Origin of the sequence: Streptococcus sp. CL6.22 (genome assembly GCF_049738055.1) — a bacterium.
Taxonomy (GTDB): Bacteria; Bacillota; Bacilli; order Lactobacillales; family Streptococcaceae; genus Streptococcus; species Streptococcus mitis_DJ.
Genome location: NZ_JBKOTV010000008.1, coordinates 89,618 through 114,760 on the forward strand (window position 1 = coordinate 89,618; position 25,143 = coordinate 114,760).

General features: G+C 39.8%; 26 protein-coding genes, 1 pseudogene and 1 other annotated feature. All 27 genes and pseudogenes read left to right on the forward strand.

Going from position 1 to position 25,143, the window contains the following annotated elements:
- Nucleotides 1–66: 66 nt before the first annotated feature.
- Nucleotides 67–1,350 (forward strand): 3-phosphoshikimate 1-carboxyvinyltransferase, encoded by a 1,284-nt coding sequence (gene aroA, locus ACLNCW_RS05470; RefSeq protein ID WP_424845471.1) that lies wholly within the window; start codon nucleotides 67–69, stop codon nucleotides 1,348–1,350.
- Nucleotides 1,343–1,819 (forward strand): shikimate kinase, encoded by a 477-nt coding sequence (locus tag ACLNCW_RS05475; protein WP_033684918.1) that lies wholly within the window; start codon nucleotides 1,343–1,345, stop codon nucleotides 1,817–1,819. The genes aroA and ACLNCW_RS05475 overlap by 8 nt, the downstream gene beginning before the upstream one ends.
- A complete protein-coding gene (pheA, locus tag ACLNCW_RS05480; RefSeq protein WP_261081695.1) occupies nucleotides 1,816–2,664 on the forward strand; it encodes a prephenate dehydratase in 849 nt (282 codons plus the stop codon). Before ACLNCW_RS05475 ends, pheA begins: the two co-directional genes overlap by 4 nt.
- Nucleotides 2,661–3,971 (forward strand): LCP family protein, encoded by a 1,311-nt coding sequence (locus ACLNCW_RS05485; RefSeq protein WP_237446969.1) that lies wholly within the window; start codon nucleotides 2,661–2,663, stop codon nucleotides 3,969–3,971. Before pheA ends, ACLNCW_RS05485 begins: the two co-directional genes overlap by 4 nt.
- A 125-nt stretch (nucleotides 3,972–4,096) precedes the next feature.
- On the forward strand, nucleotides 4,097–4,942 hold the full coding sequence (locus ACLNCW_RS05490) for a LicD family protein (RefSeq protein WP_141230763.1): 846 nt from the start codon (nucleotides 4,097–4,099) through the stop codon (nucleotides 4,940–4,942).
- Nucleotides 4,932–6,035 (forward strand): glycosyltransferase, encoded by a 1,104-nt coding sequence (locus tag ACLNCW_RS05495; protein WP_125454673.1) that lies wholly within the window; start codon nucleotides 4,932–4,934, stop codon nucleotides 6,033–6,035. The genes ACLNCW_RS05490 and ACLNCW_RS05495 overlap by 11 nt, the downstream gene beginning before the upstream one ends.
- 1 nt (nucleotide 6,036) lies before the next feature.
- On the forward strand, nucleotides 6,037–7,023 hold the full coding sequence (locus ACLNCW_RS05500; RefSeq protein WP_424845472.1) for a glycosyltransferase family 2 protein: 987 nt from the start codon (nucleotides 6,037–6,039) through the stop codon (nucleotides 7,021–7,023).
- Nucleotides 7,024–7,038: 15 nt separating this feature from the next.
- On the forward strand, nucleotides 7,039–8,508 hold the full coding sequence (locus tag ACLNCW_RS05505; RefSeq protein WP_033686740.1) for an O-antigen polysaccharide polymerase Wzy family protein: 1,470 nt from the start codon (nucleotides 7,039–7,041) through the stop codon (nucleotides 8,506–8,508).
- Nucleotides 8,501–9,535: a hypothetical protein gene (locus ACLNCW_RS05510; RefSeq protein ID WP_033686739.1), complete on the forward strand. Its 1,035-nt coding sequence runs from the start codon at nucleotides 8,501–8,503 to the stop codon at nucleotides 9,533–9,535. Before ACLNCW_RS05505 ends, ACLNCW_RS05510 begins: the two co-directional genes overlap by 8 nt.
- A gap of 314 nt (nucleotides 9,536–9,849) precedes the next feature.
- The gene (gene mecA, locus ACLNCW_RS05515; RefSeq protein WP_424845487.1) at nucleotides 9,850–10,587 is read left to right on the forward strand and encodes an adaptor protein MecA; all 738 of its coding nucleotides are present in this window, start codon (nucleotides 9,850–9,852) and stop codon (nucleotides 10,585–10,587) included.
- A gap of 151 nt (nucleotides 10,588–10,738) precedes the next feature.
- Nucleotides 10,739–12,025 carry a homoserine dehydrogenase gene (locus ACLNCW_RS05520; protein ID WP_254753723.1) on the forward strand — a complete coding sequence of 429 codons (1,287 nt, stop codon included), beginning with the start codon at nucleotides 10,739–10,741 and terminating at the stop codon, nucleotides 12,023–12,025.
- Between the two features lies 1 nt (nucleotide 12,026).
- A complete protein-coding gene (gene thrB, locus ACLNCW_RS05525) occupies nucleotides 12,027–12,896 on the forward strand; it encodes a homoserine kinase (protein ID WP_424845473.1) in 870 nt (289 codons plus the stop codon).
- Between the two features lie 213 nt (nucleotides 12,897–13,109).
- A pseudogene (msrB, locus tag ACLNCW_RS05530) lies at nucleotides 13,110–14,047 on the forward strand (peptide-methionine (R)-S-oxide reductase MsrB).
- Nucleotides 14,048–14,107: 60 nt separating this feature from the next.
- Complete coding sequence (locus ACLNCW_RS05535; RefSeq protein ID WP_424845474.1) at nucleotides 14,108–15,832, forward strand: ABC transporter ATP-binding protein; 1,725 nt, start codon at nucleotides 14,108–14,110, stop codon at nucleotides 15,830–15,832.
- A 1-nt stretch (nucleotide 15,833) separates the two neighbouring features.
- Nucleotides 15,834–17,582, forward strand: coding sequence for an ABC transporter ATP-binding protein (locus ACLNCW_RS05540; RefSeq protein ID WP_424845475.1), 1,749 nt, complete (start codon nucleotides 15,834–15,836; stop codon nucleotides 17,580–17,582).
- Between the two features lie 102 nt (nucleotides 17,583–17,684).
- Nucleotides 17,685–18,944, forward strand: a complete 1,260-nt coding sequence (locus ACLNCW_RS05545) for a TRZ/ATZ family protein (protein WP_424845476.1) — start codon at nucleotides 17,685–17,687, stop codon at nucleotides 18,942–18,944.
- A gap of 75 nt (nucleotides 18,945–19,019) precedes the next feature.
- Nucleotides 19,020–19,155 (forward strand) — a sequence feature (ribosomal protein L10 leader region).
- 38 nt (nucleotides 19,156–19,193) lie between these two features.
- Nucleotides 19,194–19,694 carry a 50S ribosomal protein L10 gene (gene rplJ, locus ACLNCW_RS05550; RefSeq protein WP_001287277.1) on the forward strand — a complete coding sequence of 167 codons (501 nt, stop codon included), beginning with the start codon at nucleotides 19,194–19,196 and terminating at the stop codon, nucleotides 19,692–19,694.
- 72 nt (nucleotides 19,695–19,766) lie between these two features.
- The gene (gene rplL, locus ACLNCW_RS05555) at nucleotides 19,767–20,135 is read left to right on the forward strand and encodes a 50S ribosomal protein L7/L12 (RefSeq protein WP_001196965.1); all 369 of its coding nucleotides are present in this window, start codon (nucleotides 19,767–19,769) and stop codon (nucleotides 20,133–20,135) included.
- A 201-nt stretch (nucleotides 20,136–20,336) separates the two neighbouring features.
- Complete coding sequence (locus ACLNCW_RS05560) at nucleotides 20,337–20,510, forward strand: hypothetical protein (RefSeq protein WP_024057854.1); 174 nt, start codon at nucleotides 20,337–20,339, stop codon at nucleotides 20,508–20,510.
- On the forward strand, nucleotides 20,507–21,286 hold the full coding sequence (locus tag ACLNCW_RS05565) for a replication initiator protein A (protein ID WP_424845477.1): 780 nt from the start codon (nucleotides 20,507–20,509) through the stop codon (nucleotides 21,284–21,286). The genes ACLNCW_RS05560 and ACLNCW_RS05565 overlap by 4 nt, the downstream gene beginning before the upstream one ends.
- A 98-nt stretch (nucleotides 21,287–21,384) precedes the next feature.
- Nucleotides 21,385–22,743, forward strand: coding sequence for a DNA (cytosine-5-)-methyltransferase (gene dcm / locus ACLNCW_RS05570; protein ID WP_424845478.1), 1,359 nt, complete (start codon nucleotides 21,385–21,387; stop codon nucleotides 22,741–22,743).
- Nucleotides 22,727–23,176, forward strand: coding sequence for a hypothetical protein (locus tag ACLNCW_RS05575; RefSeq protein ID WP_424845479.1), 450 nt, complete (start codon nucleotides 22,727–22,729; stop codon nucleotides 23,174–23,176). The genes dcm and ACLNCW_RS05575 overlap by 17 nt, the downstream gene beginning before the upstream one ends.
- Nucleotides 23,169–23,549 carry an arsenate reductase gene (locus ACLNCW_RS05580; protein ID WP_048787847.1) on the forward strand — a complete coding sequence of 127 codons (381 nt, stop codon included), beginning with the start codon at nucleotides 23,169–23,171 and terminating at the stop codon, nucleotides 23,547–23,549. Before ACLNCW_RS05575 ends, ACLNCW_RS05580 begins: the two co-directional genes overlap by 8 nt.
- Nucleotides 23,550–23,561: 12 nt before the next feature.
- Nucleotides 23,562–23,795 carry a hypothetical protein gene (locus ACLNCW_RS05585; protein ID WP_000840776.1) on the forward strand — a complete coding sequence of 78 codons (234 nt, stop codon included), beginning with the start codon at nucleotides 23,562–23,564 and terminating at the stop codon, nucleotides 23,793–23,795.
- Nucleotides 23,796–23,797: 2 nt separating this feature from the next.
- Nucleotides 23,798–24,385 (forward strand): lysostaphin resistance A-like protein, encoded by a 588-nt coding sequence (locus tag ACLNCW_RS05590; RefSeq protein WP_424845480.1) that lies wholly within the window; start codon nucleotides 23,798–23,800, stop codon nucleotides 24,383–24,385.
- Nucleotides 24,386–24,607: 222 nt separating this feature from the next.
- Nucleotides 24,608–24,871 carry a hypothetical protein gene (locus tag ACLNCW_RS05595; RefSeq protein ID WP_424845481.1) on the forward strand — a complete coding sequence of 88 codons (264 nt, stop codon included), beginning with the start codon at nucleotides 24,608–24,610 and terminating at the stop codon, nucleotides 24,869–24,871.
- 32 nt (nucleotides 24,872–24,903) lie between these two features.
- Nucleotides 24,904–25,143, forward strand: a 240-nt coding sequence (locus ACLNCW_RS05600) for an ATP-binding cassette domain-containing protein (protein ID WP_424845482.1), incomplete at its 3' end; no start/stop codon positions are given.

Below are 25,143 nucleotides of genomic sequence, written 5' to 3' on the forward strand. Positions count from 1 at the left end.
ATTTTTAAGGAATTTCTGGCTTTTTATGATAAAATAGGTAAAAGTATTGCAAGTATGAGGTCTAGTATGAAACTAAAAACAAACATTCGCCACTTACACGGCAGTATCCGAGTTCCAGGTGACAAGTCTATTAGTCATCGTTCCATTATCTTTGGAAGTTTGGCTGAGGGTGAGACCAAGGTTTATGATATATTACGTGGCGAAGACGTCCTTTCGACCATGCAGGTTTTTCGTGACCTTGGTGTTGAAATTGAGGACAAAGATGGGGTTATTACCATTCAAGGTGTAGGCATGGATGGCTTAAAAGCGCCGCAAAATGCCCTTGATATGGGAAATTCTGGAACCTCGATTCGTCTGATTTCAGGTGTCCTTGCTGGTGCAGATTTTGAAGTAGAGATGTTCGGAGACGACAGTCTTTCCAAACGTCCTATGGACCGTGTGACTATTCCACTGAAAAAAATGGGCGTCAGCATTTCAGGGCAAACTGCACGAGACCTGCCTCCTTTGCGTTTGCAAGGGACGAAAAACCTAAGACCTATTCATTATGAGTTGCCAATTGCCTCTGCCCAAGTCAAGTCAGCCTTGATGTTTGCAGCCTTGCAGGCCCAGGGGGAGTCCGTTATTATCGAAAAAGAATGCACCCGTAATCATACTGAAGATATGTTGCAACAATTTGGTGGTTATTTAAGTGTGGACGGCAAGAAAATCACAGTCCAAGGGCCTCAAAAACTGACTGGACAAAAGGTGGTCGTACCAGGAGATATTTCCAGTGCAGCCTTTTGGCTAGTCGCAGGTTTGATTGTTCCAAATTCTCGTCTAGTGCTGAAGAATGTGGGTATTAACGAAACGCGTACAGGTATCATTGATGTCATTCATGCCATCGGTGGAAAATTAGAAGTTACTGAAATGGATCCAGTCGCTAAATCCGCTACCTTAATTGTCGAGTCTTCAGACTTGAAAGGAATAGAAATTAGTGGAGCCTTGATTCCACGCTTGATTGATGAATTGCCAGTTATCGCTCTACTTGCGACTCAAGCCCAAGGTGTAACAGTTATTAAGGATGCTGAGGAACTCAAGGTTAAGGAAACAGACCGTATTCAGGTTGTGGCAGACGCCTTGAATAGTATGGGAGCAGATATTACTCCTACGGCAGATGGGATGATTATCAAAGGGAAATCAGCCCTTCACGGTGCTAGAGTCAATACTTTTGGTGACCACCGTATCGGCATGATGACAGCCATCGCAGCCCTCTTGGTTGCAGATGGAGAGGTGGAGCTTGACCGTGCAGAAGCCATCAATACCAGCTATCCTAGCTTCTTTGATGATTTGGAGAGCTTGATTCATGGCTAAGGTATTACTAGGATTTATGGGGGCTGGCAAATCGACTATTGCAAGAGGCTTGGACCCAGATTATCTCGATATGGATGCTCTGATAGAGAAGCGCTTAGGCATGTCCATTGCGGAATTTTTCTCGGAAAAGGGAGAAGCGACCTTTCGACAGGTGGAGTCAGAGGTTTTAACAGACTTACTAAAAACGGACCGAGTTGTGTCAACTGGTGGAGGAGTGGTTGTTTCTCAGAGAAATCGTGACTTACTCAAGACTAATGCAGATAATATCTACCTGAAAGCTGATTTTGAAACCCTCTACCACCGTATCGCAGCTGATAAGGACAATCAGCGTCCGCTTTTTCTAAATAATAGCAAGGAAGAACTTGCAGCTATTTTCCAAGAAAGACAGGCTTGGTATGAGGAAGTGGCTAGTCGGATTTTGGATGTGACCAAGCTAAGCCCAGAGGAAATTATAGAGGAACTAAGATGAAAATTGCTTATCTAGGTCCTAAGGGATCATTTTCACACCACGTTGTACAGACAGCTTTTCCTCAGGAGGAATTGCAGGCCTTTGCCAATATTACAGATGTCATCAAGGCCTATGAGCAAGGCTTGGTGGACTATTCTGTGGTGCCAGTTGAAAATTCTATCGAGGGTAGTGTTCATGAAACCTTGGACTATCTTTTTCATCAGGCTCGCATCCAAGCAGTCGCAGAAATCGTTCAACCCATTCATCAGCAGTTGATGGTGGTTCCAGGTCATACTAAGATTGAAAAGATTTTTTCACATCCTCAGGCTTTGGCTCAAGGAAAGAAATTCATCGATGAACAATATCCAGAGGCTCAAATCGAGGTAACAGCTAGTACAGCTTATGCGGCCTGTTTTATTTCCGAACATCCAGACCAGCCTTATGCAGCCATTGCTCCTAGAAGTTCTGCTGAAGAATATGGTTTAGAACTGATTGCTGAGGATATTCAGGAAATGGAAGCCAATTTCACACGTTTCTGGGTTTTGGGAGCTGAAATGCCTTTTATTCCCTTGAAATCACAAACTGAGAAAATGAGTTTGGCCTTGACCTTACCGGACAATCTTCCAGGTGCCCTTTATAAGGCCCTGTCGACCTTTGCTTGGAGAGGAATTGACCTGACAAAAATTGAAAGTCGTCCACTCAAGACAGCACTGGGCGAATACTTTTTCATTATTGATGTGGACTATGCTGATAAGGACTTGGTCCACTTTGCCCAAAAAGAACTAGAAGCGATTGGAATCCAGTATAAAGTTCTGGGTGCCTATCCTATTTATCCAATATCAGACCATGGAAAGGAGAGAAGATGAGTAAAGAAAATCCCTTAAGCCATCACGAGCAGTTGCGTTATGACTATCTCTTTAAGAATATTCATTACCTTAATGAGCGAGAGAAAAAAGAGTTTGCTTACCTGCAAGGTAAGTTAAATGTGGCTAGTGGTAGTGAAGTTTCTCCAGAAATTCATAATGAAAATCATGATATGGAAGAGTCTTTCATGGAACAAATCAATCAGTCTCCTCTTCCATCCTATGGTAACCGTAGTCGTGCAAAAAAATACCAGAAAAGCCATTCTCTTCCAAAGGTTAAGTCCAAAAAACGTAAGATTCGTTGGGGGCGCATTTTTGCAGGATTGCTTGCTCTTCTAGCCTGTGTTGGTTTTGGTATGATTTTTATGTTCCTAAAAGGTTATTCAAATGCGGATCCAACCAAACCTGCCAATGCTAAGGCAGCTCAAGTAGAAGTTTTTCATGGTCAAGATACCAAGGATGGGGTCAATATTTTGATTATGGGGACGGATGGACGGATTGGCCAAAACAGTGCTGAGACGAGAACGGACTCGATTATGGTTCTAAACGTTGGTGGCTCAGATAAGAAAATTAAGCTGGTCAGTTTTATGCGTGACAATTTGGTTTATATAGACGGTTATAGCCAAGTCATTAACGGTAGAAAGCAGTCTGATAATAAGTTAAATGTGGCCTATGAACTAGGGGAACAAGAAGGCCAAAAAGGGGCTGAAATGGTTCGAAAAGTCCTAAAAGACAATTTTGACTTGGATATTAAATACTACGCCTTGGTAGACTTCCAGGCCTTCGCAACCGCTATTGACACTCTATTCCCTGATGGCGTGACGATTGATGCAAAATTCTCAACCTTAGAAGGTCAACCTTTAACCGAAGCTACGGTGGGAGATGATTTACATGCTACAGAAACAGAGTCTCCAACCCAGACGATTAAAGTCGGGAAGCAGCAGATGAACGGTTCAACCTTGCTCAATTATGCACGCTTCCGTGATGATGATGAAGGTGATTATGGTCGTACCAAGAGACAACAGCAAGTTTTGACAGCTGTTCTACAACAACTCAAGGATCCAACTAAACTCTTTACTGGATCAGAAGCACTAGGTAAGGTCTTTGGCATGACCTCTACGAATGTTCCCTATAGTTTCTTATTGACCAATGGTTTATCCTTCCTAGATGGAGCGCAAAATGGCATTGAGAGATTAACAGTTCCAGAACTAGGTGATTGGGTAGATGCCTATGATGTCTATGGAGGACAGGCACTCTTAGTAGACCAAAATAAATATCAAACCAAGCTCTCTCAAATGGGAATGAGATAAGTTAAGACAGAAAAATCAAAGTTTGAAGGCTATTTATCCAGCAGTCAGGCTTTGATTTTTTACAGTCTGCAATAGATTTTCATCCCTTATTTGTGGTATAATGGAACGATACGATAGAAAGAATAATGAACAATATGACTGATTTAAAAGCAATTCAGGCTCGAAGTCTGGAGATGGCTGAATATTTTGTGGCTTTTTGCAAGGAACATGATTTGCTTTGTTATCTCTGTGGAGGAGGTGCTATTGGCGCCCTTCGAAACAAGGGGTTTATTCCTTGGGACGACGACCTAGACTTTTTTATGCCCCGTAAGGACTATGAAAAATTAGCAGAATTATGGCCTCGTTATGCAGATGAGCGTTATTTCTTGTCAAAGAGTAATAAGGATTTTGTCGACCGCAATCTTTTTATTACCATTCGTGACAAGGAAACTACCTGTATCAAACCTTATCAGCAGGATTTGGATTTGCCACATGGTCTGGCCTTGGATGTTTTACCTTTGGATTATTATCCTAAAAATCCAGCTGAGCGGAAAAAGCAGGTTCACTGGGCCTTGATTTATTCTCTTTTTTGTGCGCAAACTATTCCAGAAAAACATGGCGCACTTATGAAGTGGGGAAGTCGCATTTTACTCGGTTTGACGCCGAAATCTCTTCGTTATCGCATTTGGAAAAAAGCTGAAAAAGAAATGACCAAGTACAGTCTAGCTGAGAGCGATGGAATCACGGAATTATGCTCGGGTCCTGGTTACATGAGAAATAAGTACCTAATCGAATCTTTTGAAGATAATCTCTTCTTGCCATTTGAAGAGACAGAGATGCCTATTCCAGTCGGCTATGATGCTTATCTCAGCACTGCTTTTGGGGATTATATGACACCTCCACCAGCAGACAAGCAAGTACCACATCATGATGCTGTCATCGCTGATATGGATAAGTCTTATACAGAATACAAGGGAGAATATGGTGGCTAAGAAAAAAATCTTATTTTTTATGTGGTCTTTTTCTCTCGGAGGTGGAGCAGAGAAGATTTTATCTACCATTGTTTCAAATCTGGATCCAGAAAAGTATGATATTGATATTCTTGAAATGGAGCATTTTGACAAGGGATATGAATCTGTTCCGAAACATGTACGAATTTTAAAATCTCTTCAGGATTATCGCCAAGCCAGATGGTTACGAGCTCTTTTGTGGAGAATGAGAATTTATTTTCCAAGGCTGACTCGGCGTTTGCTTGTGAAAGATGACTATGATGTTGAAGTTTCCTTTACCATTATGAATCCACCGCTTTTGTTTTCTAAAAGAAAAGAAGTCAAGAAGATATCTTGGATTCATGGAAGTATTGAAGAATTTCTTAAGGATAGCTCAAAAAGGGAATCACATAAACGCCAGTTAGATACTGCGGATATCATTGTAGGAATTTCAAGAAAGACCAGTCATTCTATCAAGGAAGTCTACCCAGATTATGCTTCAAAATTACAGACGGTTTACAATGGTTATGATTTTAAGACTATTCTAGAAAAATCTCAAGAGAAGGTCGATATCGAGATTGAACCTCAAAGTATCTGTACCATTGGACGGATTGAGGAAAATAAGGGTTCTGACCGTGTGGTGGAAGTGATACGACTATTACACCAAAAAGGAAAAAACTACCACCTTTACTTCATAGGTACAGGTGATATGGAAGAGGAACTGAAAAAACGGGTCAAAGAATATGAACTTGAGGACTATGTTCATTTCCTTGGTTATCAAAAAAATCCTTATCAGTATTTATCTCAGACGAAAGTTCTCTTGTCTATGTCTAAGCAAGAAGGGTTTCCTGGAGTGTATGTTGAGGCCTTGAGTCTGGGACTTCCTTTTGTCTCTACGGATGTTGGAGGGGCTGAGGAATTATCCCAAGAAGGTCGATTTGGACAAATCATTGAGAGCAATCAAGAGGCAGCTCGGGCAATTACGAACTACATGACTTCTGCCTCAAACTTCGATGTCAATGAGGCTAGCCAATTCATTCAACAATTTACAATTGCCAAACAAATCGAACAAGTAGAAAAACTATTAGAGGAGTAGCATGGAAACTGCATTAATTAGTGTGATTGTGCCAGTCTATAATGTGGCGCAGTACCTAGAAAAATCGATAGCTTCCATTCAGAAGCAGACCCATCAAAATCTGGAAATTATTCTTGTCGATGATGGAGCAACAGATGAAAGTGGTCGCTTGTGTGATTTAATCGCTGAACAAGATGATAGGGTGTCAGTGCTTCATAAAAAGAATGAAGGCTTGTCACAAGCGCGAAACGATGGAATGAAGCAGGCTCATGGAGATTATCTGATTTTTATTGACTCAGATGATTATATCCATCCGGAAATGATTCAGAGTTTATATGAGCAATTAATTCAAGAAGATGCGGATGTTTCGAGCTGTGGTGTCATGAATGTCTATGCTAATGATGAAAGCCCACAGTCAGCTAATCAGGATGATTATTTTGTCTGTGATTCTCAAACATTTCTAAAGGAATACCTCATAGGTGAAAAAATACCTGGAACGATCTGCAATAAGCTAATCAAGAGAGAGATTGCAACGGTCCTATCCTTTCCCAAGGGATTGATTTACGAAGACGCTTATTATCATTTTGATTTAATCAAGTTAGCTAAGAAGTACGTTGTTAATACCAAACCCTATTACTACTATTTCCATAGAGGGGATAGCATTACGACCAAACCCTATGCAGAGAAGGATTTAGCCTATATTGATATCTACCAAAAGTTTTACAATGAAGTTGTGAAAAACTATCCTGACTTGAAAGAGGTTGCTTTTTTCAGATTGGCCTATGCCCACTTCTTTATTCTGGATAAGATGTTGCTAGATGATCAGTATAAACAATTTGAAGCCTATTCTCAGATTCATCGTTTTTTAAAAGGCCATGCCTTTGCTATTGCTAGGAATCCAATTTTCCGTAAGGGGAGAAGAATTAGTGTTTTGGCTCTATTCATAAATATTTCCTTATACCGATTCTTATTACTAAAAAATATTGAAAAATCTAAAAAATTACATTAGAACGGGGGTGAGCAAGTGATTGATGGAAAACGATTATTATTTAGTTTGACCATAGTCAGTTATGCCTTGACGCTAGTAAGTGGAATTGTGTATCTGTTTAATAATAACAATGTTAGCTTGCTTTCTACTTTATTGTTCTTACTGGTTAGTAGCTTAATTGCTTGTTGGAATGATATCAAGTATTACTTAATCCATTTTATTTTCTTTTTAACTATTTTTGTATTTCTGGTATCAAGGCCGACCATTGATTATTTTAGGGATGGTGCTTTAGATACCTATCATCCCATAGCCTATCGCTTTGCTTTTATAGTCGTCATGGTTTCGATATTGGGATTGACCACAGGAGGACTTCTAGCTCGCTATTTTATAGCTAGAAAGAAAATACAAGTACCCAAGATAAGAAGTTCTCTAAAAGATGTTTACATCAAGCGGTTGCGCTTTGTATCGCTAGGAGTTTTTCTTCTAACCTATCCTTTCTATTTCATTCGGTTATTTGAACGGCTCCTGTATCGCTTGCAGACTTCCTACTATGCCTACTATGCAAACTTTGAAAGTAAACTGCCTTATTTTACCTATATCTTATCAACATTTACGGTCTATGCAATGTGTATGTATTTGGCAACCAAGCCAAAGAAATTGCAGGCAACAGCAGTGCTTGTCTCCTTTATTGCAGCTAATACTATTCATTTGGCAATCGGGACACGCAATCCCTTTATTTTAAGTATTTTATTTGCTTTCGTTTATTACTTTATGCGGGAGCAAACAGAAAAGGGAAAATGGATTGGATTTAAAGAAAAGTTAGCGATTTTTGTAGGTTCTCCTATTCTCATGTTAGCGATGGGAATACTCAATTATGTACGGGATAATGTCCAGGTTTCCCATACAGGTTTCTGGGATATCCTGCTTGACTTTATCTATAAACAAGGAACCAGTTTTGGTGTTTTGGCTAGAGGCTTTCTATTTAACAGTAGCCTCCCTTACCGAGATTTACGCAATTTTACTTTTGGTCCTGTTATTGATTATTTTGCAAGGGGAAGTTTAGGGGCCATTTTCGGAGGAAAAGCCTTTGAACATACAACCAATAGTGTGGAACTAGCTATTGATAGCAATAGTTATGCCCACAATCTATCCTATCTTGTCTTGAACAAGGAATACTTGAAAGGACATGGTATCGGAAGTAGCTATATTATGGAGTTGTATACCGACTATGGTATGATAGGAGTCTTTCTACTTAGTCTCTTGCTAGGTATGTTATTCATAGCCATGCTGCAAGTAGCCTATCGTTCAAGAACAATCCTATTTGCCTTGTCCCTACTCATCTTGAATAATCTATTCTTTATGCCAAGAAGTAGCTTTTCAGAAAGTTTCTTCAATTTATTTACAATGCAATTCTGGGGAATTGTTCTTGTGATTATATTTGTAGCGAAAATGCTTACAAAAGAGAACCAGTATCTACTAAACAAAGGAGAAAAAAATCATGTTTGAACATTATTCAGTAGCTGATTTGTTTGCAAATCTTTATAAAAAACGAAAAGCAAATATTCTAGCTCTCATCGCTTTATTTGCTCTCATTGCTGTACCATTTACAATTAAAGCAGTTAAGAATAAAAATACTGTCAAAGATACAACAAGTTATTCAACTTATATCAGCTATAAAATCACACCTCCAGAAGATTCAGCTAAAACAATTTTGAATCATCAAATTGGTGGTTATAGTGATTTCTACGGGAAATTGATTGATGGGAATTTGAATGGAGCTTATCTTTTCAATGATGTAGAGCCTAGTGAGTTGAAAAAAATTGCCAGTGAATTGGATACGACAGAGACAACCTTGAAAAATTCTACAAGTGACTATTGGTGGAAAAAATTGACTGTCTACTATATGATTGACGATGCAGGGGTTGGTGTGAAAATTTTGACACCAAGTAAAGATGCCAATGACTTGTTAGAGAAAAAGATTGATGCATTGGTTGATAAATTTAAAAATACCTATGCAAACGTGAAAATTGAAAAATTGGAAACCATCAATTCTAAAGAATTGAACGCAAACGGTGAGACAGCGCTTGGATTAAACGTCAAGAATCTGATCCTTCGTCTAGCTGTTATTGGAGTAGTTTGTGTGATTTTGGTTGTGATGGGAAATGTATTGGTTTATCTCTTTAACCCAACAATCAATAGAGCAGGTGATTTTTCTCAATATCAAATTGATTTTGTAACAGAGATTACAACAATTGCTAATCTAGCAGATATTCTATCATACAAAAATGCTGGACAAGAATTGACTATCGTTAGCTCAAATAAAGCTATTCTAGATAAATTAAAACAAAATCAAGAGACTTTAAAAGGAATGCATTTTGTAGATTTACAAGATGTACCATCTCTTTTAGAAAGAGATACAGTCCTTCTTGTTGAAGAGTACGGAGTAACTCGTTATAAGAAATTTGAACAAAGTCTTCAAATTCTTCGAAACTTAAATCGTTCTATCCTTGGTGTAGCAACCTTTAAACTATAAGCTTTCTGATGTATTAGGTCTTCAAAGTTGGCTAAGAGCTGATTTTGAAGGCTTTTTCTATTTGTTTGCAGAAATTTTCTTTTATACTCAATGAAAATCAAAAAGCAAACTAGGAAGCTAGCCGCAGGTTGCTCAAAGCACCGCTTTGAGGTTGTAGATAAAGCTGACGTGGTTTGAAGAGATTTTCGAAGAGTATTAGAGTCTTCTACAGAAGTTACCCTAGGGAAAATCTATCCCGACAGAGGAGCCTTCTTTTGATAAAATCGTAAAAATCTAGTATAATAGATAGAACTGAAAGTATGAGGTTACTAGCAATGAAAATGAAACAAATTAGTGATACAACTTTAAAAATCACGATGTCTTTAGAGGATTTGATGGATCGAGGGATGGAGATTGCTGACTTTCTTGTTCCTCAAGAAAAAACAGAAGAGTTCTTTTATGCTATCTTGGATGAGTTAGAGATGCCTGAAAGCTTTTTGGATACAGGTATGTTGAGCTTCCGTGTGACTCCAAAACCTGATAAGGTTGATGTTTTTGTAACCAAATCAAAGATTGACCAAAATCTAGATTTTGAAGACTTATCGGATTTGCCAGACATGGAAGAATTGGCTCAAATGTCGCCAGATGAATTTATCAAAACCTTGGAAAAAAGTATCGCAGACAAAACAAAGGATGATATCGAAGCCATTCAATCTCTAGAGCAAGTCGAAGCCAAGGAAGAAGAGCAGGAGCAGGCTGAACAAGAAGCTGAGAGCAAGAAAGAACCTTATATCTACTATATCCTTTCTTTTGCTAAGTTGGCTGACTTGGTGTCTTTTGCTAAGACAGTGACTTTTGAGATGGAAACTTCTGAACTCTACAAAATGAACGAGCGCTATTATTTGACCATTTTAGTGGATATTGAAAATCATCCAAGTCCATATCCAGCTTGGCTGTTGGCTCGTATGCGCGAGTTTGCGGACGATAGTGACATCAGTCGCTCAGTCTTGCAGGAGTATGGTCAAGTCTTAATGAATCACGATGCAGTACTTAATCTGCAAAAGATTGGATAATCCTTTCTGGAAAGTTATTTTCAGATTTTAAGGAGAGCGAATCGTCTGATTCGTTTTTTCTTTTCTAGACTGAAATAGTGATTTACTATAATAGGAATTTTCATAAAATTCTGTTATAATGGCTATAATAGAAAATTTCGAGGAGACAAACATGACAGTTAAAATTGCTTTACTAGGATTTGGTACCGTTGCAAGTGGCGTGCCTTTCCTCCTAAAGGAAAATGGAGAAAAAATCAATCAATCAGCACATTCAGAGATTGAAGTTGCTAAGGTATTGGTCAAGGATGAAGATGAAAAGAATCGCTTGCTTGCAGCAGGGAATGATTTTAACTTTGTAACCAATGTGGATGATATTTTATCAGACCAAGATATTACCATTGTAGTGGAATTGATGGGGCGTATCGAACCTGCTAAAACCTTTATCACTCGTGCCTTGGAGGCTGGCAAACACGTTGTTACTGCTAACAAGGACCTTTTGGCTGTCCATGGTGCAGAATTGTTAGAAATCGCTAAAGCTAATAAGGTAGCACTTTACTACGAAGCAGCAGTAGCTGGTGGGATTCCAATTCTTCGTACTTTAGCAAATTCCTTGGCTTCTGATAAAATCACGCGCGTTCTTGGAGTCGTTAACGGAACTTCCAACTTCATGATGACCAAGATGGTGGAAGAAGGCTGGTCTTACGATGATGCTCTTGCGGAAGCGCAACGTCTAGGATTTGCAGAAAGCGACCCGACAAATGATGTGGATGGGATCGATGCAGCCTACAAGATGGTGATTTTGAGCCAATTTGCCTTTGGTATGAAGGTTGCCTTTGACGACGTAGCCCACAAGGGAATTCGTAACATCACACCAGAAGATGTAGCTGTAGCTCAAGAGCTTGGTTATGTAGTGAAATTGGTTGGTTCTATCGAGGAAACTCCTTCAGGTATTGCTGCGGAAGTGACTCCAACCTTCCTACCTAAATCACACCCACTTGCTAGTGTGAATGGCGTAATGAACGCTGTCTTTGTAGAATCTATTGGTATCGGTGAGTCTATGTACTATGGACCAGGTGCTGGTCAAAAACCAACTGCAACAAGTGTTGTGGCGGATATTGTCCGTATCGTTCGTCGTTTGAATGATGGAACAATTGGAAAAGATTTCAACGAATACAGCCGTGACTTGGTCTTGGCAAATCCTGAAGATGTTAAAGCAAATTACTACTTCTCAATCTTGGCACCAGACTCAAAAGGTCAGGTCTTGAAACTTGCTGAAATCTTCAACGCTCAAGATATTTCCTTCAAGCAAATCCTACAAGATGGCAAAGAAGGTGACAAGGCGCGTGTTGTGATCATCACACACAAGATTAATAAAGCCCAGCTTGAAAATGTCTCAGCTGAATTGAAGAAGGTTTCAGAATTCGACCTCTTGAATACCTTCAAGGTGCTAGGAGAATAAGATGAAGATTATTGTACCTGCAACCAGTGCCAATATCGGGCCAGGTTTTGACTCGGTCGGTGTAGCTGTAACTAAGTATCTTCAAATTGAGGTCTGTGAAGAACGAGAAGAGTGGCTGATTGAACACCAGATAGGCAAATGGATACCACATGACGAGCGTAATCTCTTGCTCAAAATTGCTTTGCAAATTGTACCAGACTTGCAACCAAGACGCTTGAAAATGACCAGTGATGTTCCCTTGGCGCGTGGTTTGGGTTCTTCTAGCTCGGTTATCGTTGCTGGGATTGAACTAGCCAACCAATTGGGGCAACTCAACTTGTCAGACCATGAAAAATTGCAGTTAGCGACTAAGATTGAAGGCCATCCTGACAATGTGGCTCCAGCCATTTATGGTAATCTCGTTATTGCAAGCTCTGTTGATGGACAAGTTTCTGCTATCGTAGCAGACTTCCCAGAGTGTGATTTCTTAGCCTACATTCCAAACTATGAATTGCGTACTCGAGACAGCCGTGGCGTCTTGCCTAAGAAATTGTCTTACAAGGAAGCTGTTGCAGCTAGTTCTATCGCCAATGTGGCGGTTGCGGCCTTGTTGGCAGGAGACATGGTGACAGCTGGCCAAGCAATCGAGGGAGACCTCTTCCATGAACGCTATCGTCAGGACTTGGTGAGAGAATTTGCGACGATTAAGCAAGTAGCCAAAGACAATGGTGCCTATGCAACCTACCTCTCTGGTGCTGGGCCGACAGTTATGGTTTTGGCTTCTCACGACAAGATGCCAGCGATTAAGGCAGAATTGGAAAAGCAACCCTTCAAAGGAAAACTTCATGACTTGAAAGTTGATACCCAAGGTGTCCGTGTCGAAGCAAAATAAAGAATAGATGATAGGATGGGGAAACTCTTGACCAGAGGGCTTCCTATCCTTTTTTTGAAAAGAAGTTTATACTCAATGAAAATCAAAGAACAAACTAGGAAGCTAGCCGCAGGCTGCTCAAAATACTGTTTTGAGGTTGCAGATGGAAGCTGACGTGGTTTGAAGAGATTTTCGAAGAGTATTAGTTAAAAACTTGATAAAGGAGAAATAAAGATGGCAGAAATTTATCTAGCAGGCGGTTGTTTTTGGGGCCTAGAGGAATATTTTTCACGCATTTCTGGAGTGCTAGCAACCAGTGTTGGCTACGCTAATGGACAAGTAGAAACGACTAATTATAAGTTGCTCAAGGAAACAGACCATGCAGAAACGGTTCAAGTGATTTACGATGAGAAGGAAGTGTCACTCAGAGAGATTTTACTTTATTATTTTCGTGTCATCGACCCTTTATCCATCAATCAACAAGGGAATGATCGTGGTCGCCAATATCGAACTGGGATTTATTACCAGGACGAAGCAGACTTGCCATCTATCTACACAGTGGTGCAGGAGCAGGAGCGCATGCTTGGTCGAAAGATTGCAGTGGAAGTGGAGAAACTACGTCATTACATTCTGGCTGAAGACTACCATCAAGACTATCTTAAGAAAAATCCTTCAGGTTACTGTCATATCGATGTGACCGATGCTGAGAAGCCATTGATTGATGCAGCAAACTATGAAAAGCCTAGCCAAGAAGTGTTAAAGAAAAGCTTATCAGAAGAGGCTTATCGTGTCACCCAAGAAGCTGCTACAGAGGCTCCATTTACCAATGCCTATGACCAAACCTTTGAAGAAGGGATTTATGTAGACATCACGACAGGTGAGCCACTTTTTTTGCCAAGGATAAGTTTGCCTCAGGTTGTGGTTGGCCAAGTTTTAGCCGTCCAATTTCCAAAGAGTTGATTCACTATTACAAGGATCTCAGCCATGGAATGGAGCGAATCGAGGTTCGTTCTCGGTCAGGCAATGCTCATTTGGGTCATGTTTTCACAGATGGACCTCGGGAGTTGGGTGGACTTCGTTACTGTATTAATTCTGCATCCTTGCGTTTTGTATCCAAGGATGAGATGGAAGAGGAAGGATATGGCTATCTACTGCCTTACTTAAACAAATAAAACAGAGAGGGTGGGCGCTTCCCACTTTCTTCATTTCCAGAATAAGAATAGAAGGGATTTATGAAACACCTATTATCTTACTTCAAACCCTATATCAAGGAATCAATTTTAGCACCCTTGTTCAAGTTACTAGAAGCTGTGTTTGAGCTCTTGGTTCCCATGGTGATTGCTGGGATTGTTGACCAATCCTTGCCCCAGAAAAATCAAGGTCATCTCTGGATGCAGATTGGTTTGCTCCTTATCTTTGCAGTAATTGGTGTTGTAGCGGCCTTAATAGCCCAGTTCTACTCAGCTAAGGCTGCGGTTGGATTTGCCAAAGGACTGACAAACGACCTCTATCGTCATATTCTTTCATTGCCAAAGGATAGCAGGGACCGTCTGACCACTTCTAGCTTGGTCACTCGCTTGACTTCGGATACCTACCAGATTCAGACTGGTATCAATCAATTCCTGCGTCTCTTTTTGCGAGCGCCTATTATCGTTTTTGGGGCCATTTTTATGGCCTATCGCATCTCAGCTGAGCTGACTTTCTGGTTCTTGGTCATGGTTGTGATTTTGACTATCGTCATTGTAGGGCTATCTCGACTGGTCAATCCTCTCTACAGTAGTCTCAGAAAGAAAACGGACCAACTGGTTCAGGAAACGCGCCAGCAAATACAAGGTATGCGGGTTATTCGTGCTTTTGGTCAAGAAAAACGAGAGTTACAAATTTTTCAAACCCTTAACCAAGTCTATGCTAGATTACAAGAAAAGACAGGTTTCTGGTCTAGTTTATTAACACCTCTGACCTATCTGATTGTTAATGGAACCCTCCTTATTATTATCTTGCAAGGCTATATTTCTATTCAAGGAGGATTGCTAAGTCAAGGTGCTCTCATTGCCCTTATCAACTATCTCTTACAGATTTTGGTGGAATTGGTCAAGCTAGCCATGCTGATAAATTCTCTCAATCAGTCCTACATCTCAGCTAAGCGAATCGAGGAAGTTTTTGCTGAGGATCCAGAAGATATTCATTCCGAGTTAGAACAAAAGCAAGCTACCAGTGATCAGGTTTTACAAGTTCAAGAACTGACCTTTACCTATCCTGATGCGGCCCAGCCTTCTCTGAGAGACATTTCCTTTGATATGCAGCAAGGGCAAATCCTTGGTATCATTGGGGGAACAGGTTCTGGTAAATCAAGCTTAGTACAACTCATCCTTGGACTTTATCCAGCAGACAAGGGGAGCATTTACCCTTATCGAGATGGATCTAGTCCTCGTAATTTGGAGCAGTGGCGGTCTTGGATTTCCTATGTGCCCCAAAAAGTCGAACTCTTTAAAGGAACCATTCGTTCCAACTTGACTCTAGGTTTAGATCAAGAAGTAACTGACCAAGAACTCTGGCAGGCCTTGGAGATTGCGCAAGCTAAGGACTTTGTCAGTGAAAAGAAAGGACTCTTGGATGCCCTAGTTGAGGCAGGAGGTCGAAATTTTTCAGGTGGACAAAAACAAAGGCTGTCTATCGCTCGAGCAGTCTTGCGCCAGACTCCGTTTCTCATCCTAGATGATGCAACCTCGGCGTTGGATACCATTACGGAGTCCAAACTCTTGAAAGCTATCCGAGAAAATTTGCCAAATACGAGCTTAATTTTGATTTCTCAACGAACCTCGACTTTACAGATGGCTGACCAGATTCTCCTCTTGGAAAAAGGTGAGCGCCTAGCTATCGGCAAGCACGAGGATTTGATGAAGACCAGTCAAGTCTATCGTGAAATCAATGCTTCTCAACATGGAAAGGAGGACTAGTATGAGACGACAAACTGCAAACCAGACGCTCAAACGTTTGGCCAAAGATTTAGCCAGCCATCCCTTCCTCCTTTTCCTAGCTTTTCTAGGAACTATTGCTCAAGTTGGCTTATCGATCTATCTACCTATTCTGATTGGGCAGGTCATCGACCAAGTTCTAGTGACTGGCTCTTCACCAGTTTTTTGGCAGATTTTCATTCAAATGGTCTTGGTAGTCATAGGAAATACGCTTGTGCAGTGGGCCAATCCTCTTCTTTATAATCGCCTAATCTTCTCTTATACCAGAGACTTGCGAGAGCGAATCATCCATAAGCTCCACCGTTTACCGATTGCTTTTGTGGATCGGCAAGGCAGTGGAGAAATGGTCAGTCGTGTAACCACGGACATCGAACAGTTGGCAGCTGGCTTGACCATGATTTTTAACCAATTTTTCATTGGTGTCTTGATGATTTTTGTTAGTATTCTAGCCATGCTTCAGATTCATCTCCTCATGACTCTCTTAGTCTTGCTGTTGACGCCACTGTCTATGGTAATTTCACGCTTTATTGCCAAGAGATCCTATCATCTCTTCCAGAAGCAAACAGAGACGAGGGGGATTCAGACACAATTAATTGAAGAATCGTTGAGCCAGCAGACCATTATCCAGTCCTTTAATGCTCAGGAAGAGTTTATCCAAAGGCTGCACGAGGCTAATGCCAATTATGCAGGTTATTCTCAGTCAGCTATCTTTTATTCTTCAACAGTTAATCCTTCGACTCGCTTTGTAAATGCGCTCATTTATGCCCTTCTAGCTGGAGTAGGAGCTTATCGTATCATTATGGGGTCCACCTTGACCATTGGGCGTTTAGTGACTTTTTTGAACTATGTCCAACAGTACACTAAGCCTTTTAACGATATTTCTTCAGTTCTAGCCGAATTGCAAAGTGCTCTGGCTTGTGCAGAGCGCGTCTATGCTGTCTTAGAAAGCTCTGAGGTGGCTGAAACAGGTAAGGAAGTCTTGACCAGTGACCAGGTTAATGGAGCTATTTCCTTTAAACATGTCTCTTTTGGTTACCATCCTGAAAAGATTTTGATTAAGGATTTATCTATTGATATTCCAGCTGGTAGCAAGGTGGCTATTGTTGGTCCGACAGGTGCTGGAAAATCAACCCTTATCAATCTCCTCATGCGGTTTTATCCCATTAACTCGGGAGATATCTTGCTGGATGGGAAATCAATTTATGACTATACCCGGACATCATTGAGACAACAGTTTGGCATGGTGCTCCAAGAAACCTGGCTCAAGCAAGGAACCATTCATGACAATATTGCCTTTGGCAATCCTGAAGCTAGTCGGGAGCATGTGATTGCTGCTGCCAAAGCAGCCAATGCAGACTTTTTCATCCAACAGTTACCACAGGGATACGATACCAAGTTGGAAAATGCTGGAGAATCTCTCTCTGTCGGTCAAGCCCAGCTCTTGACCATTGCCCGAGTCTTTCTGGATATTCCAAAGATTCTCATCTTAGACGAGGCGACTTCTTCCATTGATACGCGGACAGAAGTGCTGGTACAGGATGCCTTTGCAAAACTCATGAAGGGGCGAACAAGCTTTATCATCGCACACCGCTTGTCAACTATTCAGGATGCGAATTTGATTCTTGTCTTGGTGGATGGTGACATCGTGGAGCATGGCAATCATAATGATCTCATGGCTAGAAAGGGTAAGTATTACCAAATGCAAAAAGCTGCAGCTCTTAGATCTGAATAGTTATTTCTAATTTCGAACTCCTATAGACAAAAAAAGTTGCCTTCGGGTGACTTTTTTGTTACAATAGCTAGAAAAAATCATGGCCTTAGAAGGAGAAAAACAATGAAAGTCTATCAGCATGTAAATATCGTGACTTGTGACAAAGATTTCCATGTTTATCTAGATGGAATCTTAGCCGTTAAGGATTCTCAAATCGTCTATGTTGGTCAAGAGAAGTCAGAGATTTTAGAGCAAGCTGAGCAGATTATAGACTATCAGGGAGCCTGGATTATGCCTGGTTTGGTCAATTGTCACACCCATTCTGCTATGACAGGTTTGAGAGGGATTCGAGATGATAGCAATCTCCATGAATGGCTCAATGACTATATCTGGCCAGCAGAAGCTGAGTTTACACCCGACATGACTACCAAGGCAGTTAAAGAAGCTCTGACAGAGATGCTCCAGTCAGGAACAACAACCTTTAATGATATGTATAATCCCAATGGTGTGGATATTGAGCGGATTTATCAGACAGTGAAAGATTCCAAGATGCGTTGTTATTTCTCGCCGACCCTCTTTTCTTCAGGGGCAGAAACAACTGCTGAGACCATTGCAAGAACTCGAGCAATTATTGAGGAAATTTTAGGATATGAAAATCCAAATTTCAAGGTTATGGTAGCACCACATTCTCCTTACAGCTGTAGTAGAGACTTGCTGGCAGAAAGCTTAGATATGGCAAAAGAGTTGAATATTCCTATCCATATCCATGTTGCGGAGACCAAGGAGGAGTCAGGAATTCTCCTGAAACGATACGGCAAACGTCCTCTAGCCTTTTTAGAAGAACTGGGTTACTTAAATCATCCATCTGTCTTTGCTCACGGGGTCGAATTAAACGAGAGAGAAATTGAACGTTTGGCAACTTCTCAAGTGGCTATCGCTCACAATCCTATCAGTAACCTCAAACTGGCCTCAGGAATCGCTCCAATCATCCAACTCCAAAAAGCGGGAGTGGCTGTGGGAATTGCGACAGATTCAGTTGCTTCCAACAACAACCTTGATATGTTTGAGGAAGGACGAACAGCAGCTCTCTTACAGAAAATGAAGAGTGGAGATGCCAGCCAATTTCCTATCGAAACAGCTCTCAAGGCACTGACAATCGAAGGGGCTAAGGTTCTAGGAATGGAAAATCAGATAGGAAGTCTAGAAGTCGGCAAGCAAGCAGATTTTCTCGTTATTCAACCACAAGGAAAAATTCATCTCCAACCTCAGGAAAATATGCTTTCTCATCTCATCTATGCTGTTAAATCCAGTGATGTTGATGATGTTTATATCGCTGGAGAACAGGTTGTTAAGCAAGGCCAAGTACTAACAGTAGAACTTTAAAAGAAAAATCACGAAAAATTTTAAAAAAAGTTTGCAAAAATCTTGCATTCTTTTTTTTACTATGCTATACTTATATACGGTTTGAAAAAACTGCCTAAGACAGTAGGGGAGCTCGACTCATAAATATCCTACCGAGGACAAAACGTATCATGTAAAAAGAAGCGTATTGTACTTTCGTGTCTAGGTTTGGGCGCGTTTTTCTTTTGAAAAATTTCCCCAAGCAAAATAATAACGGAGGTGAACACACTAATGAGTGAAGCAATTATTGCTAAAAAAGCGGAACTAGTTGACGTAGTAGCTGAAAAAATGAAAGCTGCTGCATCTATCGTCGTTGTAGACGCTCGTGGTTTGACAGTTGAGCAAGATACAGTTCTTCGTCGTGAGCTTCGTGGAAGCGAAGTTGAGTATAAAGTTATTAAAAACTCAATCTTGCGTCGTGCAGCTGAAAAAGCTGGTCTTGAAGATCTTGCATCTGTATTTGTTGGACCATCTGCAGTAGCATTTTCTAACGAAGATGTTATCGCACCAGCGAAAATCTTGAACGACTTTTCTAAAAACGCTGAAGCACTTGAAATCAAAGGTGGTGCAATCGAAGGCGCTGTCGCATCTAAAGAAGAGATTCTTGCTCTTGCAACTCTTCCAAACCGCGAAGGACTTCTTTCTATGCTCCTTTCTGTACTTCAAGCGCCAGTGCGCAACGTTGCTCTTGCAGTCAAAGCGGTTGCAGACAACAAAGAAGACGCAGCTTAATCTTAAGCTACGCAGCGTAGCCTAGCTACGAAAATATATTATAAATTTAAAACATATTTGGAGGAAATAACAATGGCATTGAACATTGAAAACATTATTGCTGAAATTAAAGAAGCTTCAATCCTTGAATTGAACGACCTTGTAAAAGCTATCGAAGAAGAATTTGGTGTAACTGCAGCTGCTCCTGTAGCTGTTGCTGCAGCTGGTGCTGCTGACGCTGGTGCTGCTAAAGATTCATTCGACGTTGAATTGACATCTGCAGGCGACAAAAAAGTTGGCGTTATCAAAGTTGTACGTGAAATCACAGGTCTTGGTCTTAAAGAAGCTAAAGAACTTGTTGACGGTGCACCAGCACTTGTTAAAGAAGGCGTTGCAACTGCAGAAGCTGAAGAAATCAAAGCTAAATTGGAAGAAGCTGGAGCTTCAGTTACTCTTAAATAAGAGGCATATACCAATTAGAAATCGGAATACTATAGTATCAGCCTTTTAGAATCGTGAACACATTTTAGAAACTGATAAATTAATTTAGTTTCCTACCAAAAACCCTACCAAAAATTAATTTGGCAGGGTTTTTCTTTTTAACAAATTTATCGTGGAGAACAATTGAATATTGTTCTCCTTTTTTTATTTTCAGGAGGGAAAATGACAAAAGAATTACAATCATCACGCTATATTGTCATTTCATTTTTAGTACGTGAAATGGGAATTGATATTGTTGAAGCCATCTCTCTTATGGCTGAATTGGAAAAAAGTGGCTTGGTTCGATTGGAATCGAGTGGAGATTTAATACTCAAAGAACTTGGAGGAGAGCTATGAAACGAATTACCGCAAATCAATACCAAACTTCAGAACGGTATTATAAATTACCTAAAATTCTTTTTGAGGATGAGAAATATATGGATATGAAATTAGAAGTAAAGGTGGCTTATTCTATTTTAAAAGATCGTTTAGAATTATCTCTTAGTCGTGGTTGGATAGATGAAGAAGGAGCAGTTTATTTAGTATTTTCTAATTCTAAACTGATGAAGCTATTAGGTTGTTCGAAGTCAAACTTACTATCAATCAAAAAAATTCTTAAAGAATATGACTTAATTGATGAAGTTCAACAGTCTTCAAGTGAGAAAGGAAGACTAGCTAATAAGATTTATTTAGGGGAGTTGTCTTCTACCCCAGTAGGTAATTCAAACAGGCCTAGTGTTAAAAAAAGACTAGGGCAGGTTGAAAATGAAACGACCCCCGTCTCACATTCAGCCCCTAGTGAGACTGAAGTTAGTGAGACTAAATATAGTGAGACTGATTCTTTATTTATTGAGGATGAGGAAGAAAGGAATACTCAACCTATCTTGAGAAGAAAAGTAGAAAAGGTCACAAAATATGATCGAGATTATATTTGGGGATTGGTACAAGATCAATTTAGACGAGAAGGTTTTTCTGAAACAGCCAGTGAAATTGCTATGACTGATTTTGAGAGAATCTATCAGTATGCTCTTGACAATGTTCGCTTTGTTAGACGTGCGGAAGTACTTGCTGAATTTGTGTATAACGGCTTGTATTCTGTTTGGAATAACCGTGTTAGAAAAGGAGGTGGTTAAATGTCGCCAATCGAGTGGATATTAGTTATGCTCATTGTTATTTCAAGTGGAGTGACAGTTCTGACAATGATAGTCGATAAGAAAGGGGTGATAAAGAAATGAGATTTATTGATTTATTTTCAGGTATCGGTGGCTTTCGACTTGGAATGGAAAGTGTCGGACACGAATGTATTGGATTTTGTGAGATTGATAAATTTGCTAGAGAATCTTATAAGTCCATTTTTCAAACGGAAGGAGAAATAGAATTTCATGACATACGAGATGTTTCAGATGACGAATTTAAAAAACTTAGAGGGAATGTCGATGTCATCTGTGGGGGATTCCCTTGTCAAGCATTTTCAATCGCAGGAAGACGATTGGGATTTGAAGATACTAGAGGAACTTTGTTCTTTGAAATTGCTCGGGCGGCCAAACAAATCCAACCACGTTTTCTTTTTCTTGAAAATGTTAAAGGCCTACTCAATCACGATAAGGGACGGACGTTCACCACAATCCTTACCACGCTTGATGAATTGGGGTTTGATGTTGAGTGGCAGGTGCTTAACAGTAAGGATTTTGGCGTTCCCCAAAACAGAGAGAGGGTGTTTATTATCGGACATTCTAGAAAGAAAGGTACCAGACTCCTATTTCCTTTCAGACGAGAAGGTCAAGCAACTAACTCTGAGACTTTGAAAGAACTAGGGAATTTAAATCCATCAAGAAGTGGAATGAGCGGTAAAGTCTATTATTCAGAAGGTCTTGCGCCAACTTTAGTTCGTGGAAAAGGAGAAGGATTTAAGGTTGCGATTCCTTGTATGACACCAGATAGATTAGACAAAAGACAAAATGGTAGACGTTTCAAGGATAATCAAGAGCCAATGTTTACTTTAAATACTCAGGATCGCCATGGTATTGTCGTTGTTGGAGATTTACCAACTAGCTTTAAGGAAACTGGTCGCGTCTATGGAAGTGAGGGGCTATCTCCAACACTGACTACGATGCAAGGTGGAGATAAAATCCCCAAAATACTGATTCCAGAACCAATCCAATTTCTAAAAGTACGGGAAGCAACGAAAAAAGGATATGCTCAAGCAGGGATTGGAGATTCAATCAATTTGGAAAGACCAAGTTCTCAGTATCGTCGTGGTAGAGTTGGAAAAGGTATAGCGAATACGTTAACAACTAGTGGTCAAATGGGAGTAGTAGTGGCTAGCTATGAAGGAGAAGATAAGCAAGTTTACCATGTTGCTGGTATTTTAATAAATGGACAATTTTACCGTCTGAGGATACGACGAATCACTCCTAAAGAGTGTTTTCGCTTGCAGGGGTTTCCTGATTGGGCTTTTGAAGCTGCTAGAAAAGTCTCTAGTAATAGTCAGCTTTATAAACAAGCTGGTAATAGTGTAACCGTTCCTGTGATTGCCGCAATCGCAAAGAAATTAAAAGAAATAGAGGAAAAAGATGAAAGCTTTAAATAAAGAGTCAATACTAGATTGTGACGAATTAGAAACAGAATTACATGATGCAGAAATCAAACAGCTGGATGAACAAATATTTTTAATGCCCAATTATCCATGTGAGTTTGAAGTGACATTTTTAGATGATTACCATAAAAAACACAACTACCCCCTATTTTACGAATCCTATCTTCAAAACGTTATGGAATTCCTTGAAAGTCAGGATATAAAGAACGGAGCTGATGCCTTTGTAGATGATAATCAGAATCTTGTTTTTGTTTTATATGGGCAAGGCTATCGAGCCGAGGGAAAAGAGGGAATACTTACAACCCAAGTAACTGTAAAAGCTTATGATGAAGACAAGAAACCGATTAACTTCTCCAATTTATTAGATTCCTTAATCGTCTCAGAATATCAAATGGAACCGAATCTTTGGGAGGTCTCCCATGATTGATCTCTATCTAAGTAAAAATAACCATAGAAATCAACTTCTTTTAGAATTCTTCCAAAACTATGGCATTGAGGTATCCTGTCATTCGATTTCTGAAATGACAAGGGATAAATTAATTGAGCTGATGAGCTATTCTTCAGATTGTTTCGAGTTTTTATCTCCCAATTTATTACGATTTAAGAACCGTGACAATTTAAGATTAACGGATTTCATTGAAATGATATTAAAAAATCCTGAACTAACCATCAGACTTCCTCTTGCGGTTTCAAATAAGAGAGTTTATCCAAATCTGAATCTGGAGGAGGCTAGAGCTTTATTGCCAAGAGATACGAAACAATTGATTTACATGGAACAAACACATTATTTATCTAGTTAAAGGAGAAGCAATATGGCTGAACGATTTTGGGAGAACTTGTCCATTATTTTGGCTGAAAGAAATATTAGCTGGATTGAGTTAACCAGAAAAATGTTTGCGGGAGAGTTTCACTATCCAAGTGAATTGAACCGTTTGTATCAAAAGATTCGCCACTATAAGATGGAACAACGAATGCCTCAAAGTCCATGGGTAGAAAGGATTGTGCAGGTATTAGATTTAGATTATGAAGATTTATTTCGGAGGTAACTATGAAAAGAATCATTCCAGTTTATATATTCCAACAAGTAAATGTCTTATTGGTATCTCTATACTTACTGAAATTGCTTTGTATCGGTGAGTTAACTATACTACAGATTCTCTATGGTGCGTCACTCATTTCATTTTTATGTATATATGGTCAACGTAAAAAAGCGCATAAGGTCAGTATGAAATCTAGGATGAAATGGCTTGGTATTGGATTAGCTAGCCTACTGATTATAAGTCTATGTTTTAGCTTAATCCATGCGCAAGGAAGCACGAATCAAGCAAACTTAATTGGGCTACAACATCAGGTTCCTTGGTTTTCATTTTTATTGTTCTTAATCAATGCGAGTATGGTTGAAGAATTTCTGTATCGAGAAATTTTATGGAACTTGGTTAGAAAATTAGATATTCGAGTTGGTTTGACAAGTGTTTTATTTGCCTTAGTACATCATCCAGGAACCATTCTAGCTTGGTGTTTATATGTTTCACTTGGGATGTTTTTAGGGATGGTGCGCTATAAATCTGACTTATGGGGAAGTATGGGTTTACATTTGGTGTGGAACCTACTAGTTTATACTTTGCTGCTTTTTTAAAATAGGTGACCTGATTTATTTAGGTAGCTTCTAAAACTAACTTCCAGTTTCCCACAATCCGTCCTCTTTTTTGGACAGTTGCTACAGACAATGGGAGTTACTTTGAGAAGTTACGAATGTTATATATTATTAAAATAAATCCAAAAAACTATTGCATAACAGATAAAAAAATGATATAATTAAAGCGCTTTCGAAAGTAAATATATTAGTGAGGTGAAAACCATGAAAAAATCAGCAGTAGTCGTTTTATTAGCTAGTTTGTTATCTATTGGTCTTTTTCAGTCTAGTGTATCTGCTAAAAGCGTTCTTAAAAGTTATCGGTATGATTATAATCCCTACTATGACTCTAGTATGAATTTCCATGGATATAAATATAAGAACATTCCGGAATGGTCTCATTATTACAGCTATTCTGAGTATAAAGTTGGCGGAGGCTGGAACTATGCTCGTTATGAGGTACTAAACCTCTACAGCGGAGGCTATTAATCCTTAAAGAGTGATGAAAAGGAGGGCTGGATATGTTAAGGCTTACTCATGTTACCTTAAAAACGCGACAAGTCATCTTGCAAGATGCAGATTTCACCTTTAAAAAGGGTAGGATTTATGGAGTTCTTGCTATCAATGGATCGGGAAAGACGACACTGTTCCGAGCTATGAGCAAGTTGCTTCTCCTTAGTAGTGGACATATCGCAGTTCCTCCTTCTTTATTTTATTATGAGAGCGTTGAATGGCTGGATGGAAACTTAAGTGGGATGGAC

What these genes read in the sequence shown, in the direction of transcription:
- ACLNCW_RS05565 (WP_424845477.1), top strand. Translation starts at nt 20,507, where the DNA reads ATGAAACGAATTACCGCAAATCAATACCAAACTTCAGAACGGTATTAT.
- ACLNCW_RS05475 (WP_033684918.1), top strand. Translation starts at nt 1,343, where the DNA reads ATGGCTAAGGTATTACTAGGATTTATGGGGGCTGGCAAATCGACTATT.
- ACLNCW_RS05520 (WP_254753723.1), top strand. Translation starts at nt 10,739, where the DNA reads ATGACAGTTAAAATTGCTTTACTAGGATTTGGTACCGTTGCAAGTGGC.
- ACLNCW_RS05490 (WP_141230763.1), top strand. Translation starts at nt 4,097, where the DNA reads ATGAACAATATGACTGATTTAAAAGCAATTCAGGCTCGAAGTCTGGAG.
- rplJ (WP_001287277.1), top strand. Translation starts at nt 19,194, where the DNA reads ATGAGTGAAGCAATTATTGCTAAAAAAGCGGAACTAGTTGACGTAGTA.
- ACLNCW_RS05575 (WP_424845479.1), top strand. Translation starts at nt 22,727, where the DNA reads ATGAAAGCTTTAAATAAAGAGTCAATACTAGATTGTGACGAATTAGAA.
- ACLNCW_RS05580 (WP_048787847.1), top strand. Translation starts at nt 23,169, where the DNA reads ATGATTGATCTCTATCTAAGTAAAAATAACCATAGAAATCAACTTCTT.
- ACLNCW_RS05545 (WP_424845476.1), top strand. Translation starts at nt 17,685, where the DNA reads ATGAAAGTCTATCAGCATGTAAATATCGTGACTTGTGACAAAGATTTC.
- ACLNCW_RS05540 (WP_424845475.1), top strand. Translation starts at nt 15,834, where the DNA reads ATGAGACGACAAACTGCAAACCAGACGCTCAAACGTTTGGCCAAAGAT.
- ACLNCW_RS05535 (WP_424845474.1), top strand. Translation starts at nt 14,108, where the DNA reads ATGAAACACCTATTATCTTACTTCAAACCCTATATCAAGGAATCAATT.
- thrB (WP_424845473.1), top strand. Translation starts at nt 12,027, where the DNA reads ATGAAGATTATTGTACCTGCAACCAGTGCCAATATCGGGCCAGGTTTT.
- ACLNCW_RS05495 (WP_125454673.1), top strand. Translation starts at nt 4,932, where the DNA reads ATGGTGGCTAAGAAAAAAATCTTATTTTTTATGTGGTCTTTTTCTCTC.
- ACLNCW_RS05510 (WP_033686739.1), top strand. Translation starts at nt 8,501, where the DNA reads ATGTTTGAACATTATTCAGTAGCTGATTTGTTTGCAAATCTTTATAAA.
- mecA (WP_424845487.1), top strand. Translation starts at nt 9,850, where the DNA reads ATGAAAATGAAACAAATTAGTGATACAACTTTAAAAATCACGATGTCT.
- ACLNCW_RS05595 (WP_424845481.1), top strand. Translation starts at nt 24,608, where the DNA reads ATGAAAAAATCAGCAGTAGTCGTTTTATTAGCTAGTTTGTTATCTATT.
- ACLNCW_RS05560 (WP_024057854.1), top strand. Translation starts at nt 20,337, where the DNA reads ATGACAAAAGAATTACAATCATCACGCTATATTGTCATTTCATTTTTA.
- pheA (WP_261081695.1), top strand. Translation starts at nt 1,816, where the DNA reads ATGAAAATTGCTTATCTAGGTCCTAAGGGATCATTTTCACACCACGTT.
- rplL (WP_001196965.1), top strand. Translation starts at nt 19,767, where the DNA reads ATGGCATTGAACATTGAAAACATTATTGCTGAAATTAAAGAAGCTTCA.
- aroA (WP_424845471.1), top strand. Translation starts at nt 67, where the DNA reads ATGAAACTAAAAACAAACATTCGCCACTTACACGGCAGTATCCGAGTT.
- ACLNCW_RS05585 (WP_000840776.1), top strand. Translation starts at nt 23,562, where the DNA reads ATGGCTGAACGATTTTGGGAGAACTTGTCCATTATTTTGGCTGAAAGA.
- ACLNCW_RS05485 (WP_237446969.1), top strand. Translation starts at nt 2,661, where the DNA reads ATGAGTAAAGAAAATCCCTTAAGCCATCACGAGCAGTTGCGTTATGAC.
- ACLNCW_RS05500 (WP_424845472.1), top strand. Translation starts at nt 6,037, where the DNA reads ATGGAAACTGCATTAATTAGTGTGATTGTGCCAGTCTATAATGTGGCG.
- dcm (WP_424845478.1), top strand. Translation starts at nt 21,385, where the DNA reads ATGAGATTTATTGATTTATTTTCAGGTATCGGTGGCTTTCGACTTGGA.
- ACLNCW_RS05590 (WP_424845480.1), top strand. Translation starts at nt 23,798, where the DNA reads ATGAAAAGAATCATTCCAGTTTATATATTCCAACAAGTAAATGTCTTA.